This window comes from Gordonibacter pamelaeae 7-10-1-b (genome assembly GCF_000210055.1).
Lineage (GTDB): Bacteria > Actinomycetota > Coriobacteriia > Coriobacteriales > Eggerthellaceae > Gordonibacter > Gordonibacter pamelaeae.
This window is the reverse complement of the sequence record NC_021021.1, coordinates 1,267,274-1,271,622: the sequence shown is the minus strand read 5'-3', so window position 1 is coordinate 1,271,622 and position 4,349 is coordinate 1,267,274. Positions and strand designations below refer to the sequence as shown.

Annotated in this window: 3 protein-coding genes and 1 pseudogene; all 4 read left to right on the top strand. The window is 65.5% G+C overall.

The window, feature by feature from the left end; translation table 11 throughout:
- A pseudogene (locus tag GPA_RS05880) lies at positions 1-304 on the top strand (J domain-containing protein); the annotation flags it as partial.
- A 108-nt stretch (positions 305-412) separates the two neighbouring features.
- Positions 413-2,224 (top strand): translational GTPase TypA, encoded by a 1,812-nt coding sequence (gene typA, locus GPA_RS05875; RefSeq protein WP_041239166.1) that lies wholly within the window; start codon positions 413-415, stop codon positions 2,222-2,224.
- 218 nt (positions 2,225-2,442) lie between these two features.
- Positions 2,443-3,762 carry a peptidylprolyl isomerase gene (locus GPA_RS05870; RefSeq protein WP_015539270.1) on the top strand — a complete coding sequence of 440 codons (1,320 nt, stop codon included), beginning with the start codon at positions 2,443-2,445 and terminating at the stop codon, positions 3,760-3,762.
- Between the two features lie 220 nt (positions 3,763-3,982).
- Positions 3,983-4,349 (top strand): ATP-binding cassette domain-containing protein (locus GPA_RS05865; RefSeq protein WP_041239165.1); only part of this gene is annotated, 367 nt, incomplete at its 3' end.

Genomic DNA, 4,349 nt, shown 5'->3' with positions numbered 1-4,349 from the left:
CCAGGCCGAGGCGCGCCTCGCCGGCATCGCCGCAGCCCGCACGCAGCTGGTGCACCAGCGCGACGTCGTGTACGACGAGCGCCGCAACGGTCTGGTCATGGCGGGGATCGGCGCGGTGGTGGCCATCCTCTTCCGCAAACCGGGGCCGCTGCTCATCTTGGCCACGGCAGGCGTGACGGCCGTGATGTGGGGAATCATCCAGGCTGTCGGCGCCCAGCGCACCATCGGCACGCTCAACGAGCACATCGACGAGCTCAAGGCAGAGCAGCGCCGCCTGGAAAGCGAGCTTGAGGACTTGGAGTAGCCTCGCCGCCTGCCTGCTCTGCGTCGATACGTCGTCGCTCGGCGCACCTGCAAGGGAACCATCGCGGCCCCGCGCCGCGCAACCGATACCGAGAGAAGAAGGAACAGCGTGAAACAAGAGAACCTCCGCAACATCGCCATCATCGCCCACGTCGACCACGGCAAGACCACGCTCGTGGACCGGCTGCTGTACACGAGCGGCGTTTTCCGCGAGAACCAGCAGGTGGACGAGCGCGTGCTCGACAGCAACGACCAGGAGCGCGAGCGCGGCATCACCATCCTGTCGAAGAACATCTCCGTCACCTACAACGGCGTGAAGATCAACGTCATCGACACGCCGGGCCACGCCGACTTCGGCGGCGAGGTGGAGCGCGTGCTCAACATGGCCGACGGTGCCCTGCTCATCGTGGACGCGTTCGAGGGCCCCATGCCCCAGACGCGGTTCGTGCTGAAGCATGCGCTGTCGCTCGGCCTGCGCATCGTGCTCGTGGTGAACAAGATCGACCGCCCCGGCGCCCGTCCCGAGGAAGTGGTGGACGAGGTGTTCGACCTCATGGTGGAGCTCGAGGCGTCCGACGAGCAGCTCGACTTCCCCATCATCTACGCCAGCGCCGTGAACGGCTACGCGCGCTTCGCCCCTGACGACGACAACATGGACATGCTGCCCTTGCTGGAGACCATCCTGAAGGAGATCCCGGCACCCGACTGCGAGCCGAACGGCCCGGTGGCGCTGCAGATCTGCACGGTCGACCACTCGAGCTTCGTCGGCCGCATCGGCGTGGGCCGCCTGTTCAGCGGCACTATCCACAAGAACGAGCAGGCGCTGGTCATCAAGAACGACAACACGCGCTACAACACCGTCATCAAGGACGTGTTCACGTTCGAGGAGCTGGGCAAGAAGAAACAGCAGGAAGTGCACGCGGGCGACATCGTGGCCGTGGTGGGCGTGGAGGACGCCGACATCGGCGACATGGTCACGAGCCGCGAGAACCCGGTGCGCCTCGACCCCATCGAGGTCGAGGAGCCCACGATGGCCGTCGTGTTCGAGGCGTCCACCAGCCCGCTCATCGGCCGCGAGGGAGACATCGTGGGCGCGCGCCAGCTGAAGGAGCGCCTCATGCGCGAGGCGGAGAGCAACATCTCCATGCGCATCGAGGAGCTGGAGGACAAGTCCGGCGTGGAGGTGGCCGGGCGCGGCGTGCTGCACCTGTCCGTGCTCATGGAGACGATGCGCCGCGAGGGCTTCGAGTTCCAGGTGGGTCGCCCGCGCGTGCTCATCAAGAAGGACGAGCAGGGCCGCAAGCTCGAGCCCATCGAGGAGGCCACGGTCGACGTGCCCAGCGAGTACGCGGGCAAGGCCATCGAGGTGTTCGGCAGCGCCGGCGGCGAGATGGCCGACATGTTCCAGCGCGGCGACCAGACGCACCTCGTGTTCAAGATCCCCACGCGCGGCACCATGGGCCTGCGCACCCGCCTTTTGAACGTCACGCGTGGCGAGGCAACCATGTTCCACCACTTCAGCGAGTACGGCGCCTACCGCGGCGACTTCAACGGCCGCAAGAACGGCTCCATGATCAGCATGTCCACCGAAAAATCGGTGGCCTATGCGCTCGACACGCTGCAGGAGCGCGGCAAGCTGTTCGTGGGCCCGGGCGAGGACTGCTACGAGGGCATGATCGTGGGCGAGAGCGCGAAGGAAGGCGACATGGTCGTCAACATCGCGAAGTCGAAGCAGCTGGGCAACCAGCGCTCGAGCGGCGCCGACAAGGCCATCCAGCTCACGCCGCCGCAGACGTTCACCTTGGAGGAGGCGCTGGAGTACATCGAGGACGACGAGCTGGTGGAGGTCACGCCGAAGAGCATCCGCCTGCGCAAGCGCATCCTGAGCTCCATCGAGCGCAAGAAGGCCAACAAGAACTAGCAGGCTTCCGCAGGTTCTGTATTTGCCTCGGCAAGAAGCACCTCCGCGTCAGCGTCGGGGGTGCTTCTTCATATAGAGCCTCGTCCATGCTTCGTGAAGCGAAAGTGGGTATATTGTGCATCGCTGCGGTGGCAATTGCCGCGTGTGCGAAAATACCGCTCAGTAACTTACATCATGCACGGCAGCAGCGGCAGCCGGCATGTCGAGGGAAGGGTCCTATGAAGACTGCTAACATCATGAAGGCCGTGTGCGTTGCCGGGTTGGCAGCCACGTGCGTATGGGGCCTGGCGGCCTGTGCGGACGGCGCCTCCGCTTCCGGCACGAAGACCTACACCGGCGGCGTGGCGGCCACGGTCAACGGCACGGAGATTCCCGAGGACGAGGTCACGGGCATGGTCGAGAGCATCCGCTCCCAGATGAGCATGACCGATGCCGATACCTGGGGCCAGTGGCTCGCCGACAACGCCATGACGCCCGAGTCCGTCCGCGAGGAGATGATCGATTCGTTCGCGCAGCAGGAGCTCATCAAGCAGGGCGCGAAGGAGAAGAACATCAGCGTCGAGAGCTCCGAGATCGACGACATCGTGAACAAGACGAAGGCGAACTACGAGGACGACGAGAAGTGGAAGGCCGCCCTCGAGCAGGCCGGCTTCACCGAGGAGAAGTACCGCGAGAACGTTGAGAGCCAGCTCTTGCAGAAGAAGCTGACCGAGTCGTTTGCCTCCGACGAGGAGCCCAGCCAGGAGGACCTGCTGAAGTACGCGCAGATGTACGCCTCCGCCTACGACGGAGCGAAGCGTTCCTCGCACATCCTGTTCGACAGCGGCGACGAGGCCACGGCCCAGAGCGTGCTCGACCAGATCAACAGCGGCCAGCTGGACTTCGCCGAGGCTGCCAAGCAGTACTCCAAGGACAACGCGGAAGGCACCGGCGGCAGCGCCGCGAAGGGCGGCGACGTGGGCTGGGACAAGCTGAGCAGCTTCGTGACCGAGTACACGGATGCCTTGGCCGGCCTTGAGAAGGATCAGGTCAGCGGCTTGGTTACGAGCCAGTACGGCATCCATATCATCAAGTGCACCGACGTGTTCAACGCGCCGAAGGTCGTCGGCGAGGACGGCACCGAGACGGTGGAGCTCACGAGCACCGACCAGATCCCCGTCGAGTTCCTTGACAGCGTGAAGGAATCCCTCAAGCAGCAGAACCAGAGCACGGCGGTCCAGGAGTGGTTCAACGAGTACAAGGAGAATGCCGACATCCAGATCAACCCGATGCCGGAGGGCCTGCCCTACGCCGTCGACATGTCGAAGTACACGCCGGCCGAGGGGTCGACGGGCGCCGAGCAGAACGCTGCCGGCGACAATGCCGACGGCAGCGCCGAGGGCACGACGGACGGTTCCGCCGACAACGGCAGTTCGGCCGATGCTGCCGATGGGAGCGATGCGGCGGGCAACGCCGACGGCTCTGCCGACAATGCGGCCGGCGACCAGCCCGCAGAAGGCGGCGACGGCGCGAGCCAGCAGCCTGCCGAGGCGGCATAGCAGCCCGGCTGCACGGTGCAGGTGCGCAAACCATTATCAACGGCGGGAGCCCTGCGGGGCGCCCGCCGTTTCTCTTTCCCGGTCCCATCTTCCTTGCGTGGTATTCGCGGTATTCCCGCGTCGAGCGCCCCTCCGGTTGCCCCACCGGATATCCACCCTCGGCCACTTCGGCAGTGTTTCACGTGAAACACTGCTTCTGAACAGGAGCGATAAAACGAACATGAGCCTCACCCCGCCCCCTTTCCTTCAACTGCGCAACGCCGTCGTGCGCCGAGCCGGGCGCGTCATCCTGACGGTCGACGCGTTCGAGCTCGCGTGCGGCGAGAACATCGCCCTGCTCGGGCCGAACGGGTCGGGCAAGTCGACGTTCGTGAAGCTTGTCACGCGCGAGATGCTGCCGCTGCACCGCGACGAGCCGCCCGTGCTCTTCAAAGGTTGCGACCGCGCAACGCTCGCCGAAGTAAAGCGCAGCCTGGGCGTGGTGTCGTCTACCATGCAGGAGCAGATGATCGTGCACCTGCCGGCCGTGGACATCGTGGCCGGCGGCCTGTACGGCGCCCTCGGCATCCCGCAGGCCGTTGCCGCTG

Bases quoted from the DNA above. Each gene is read 5' to 3' on its own strand.
- GPA_RS05870 (WP_015539270.1), top strand. From the start codon at position 2,443: ATGAAGACTGCTAACATCATGAAGGCCGTGTGCGTTGCCGGGTTGGCA.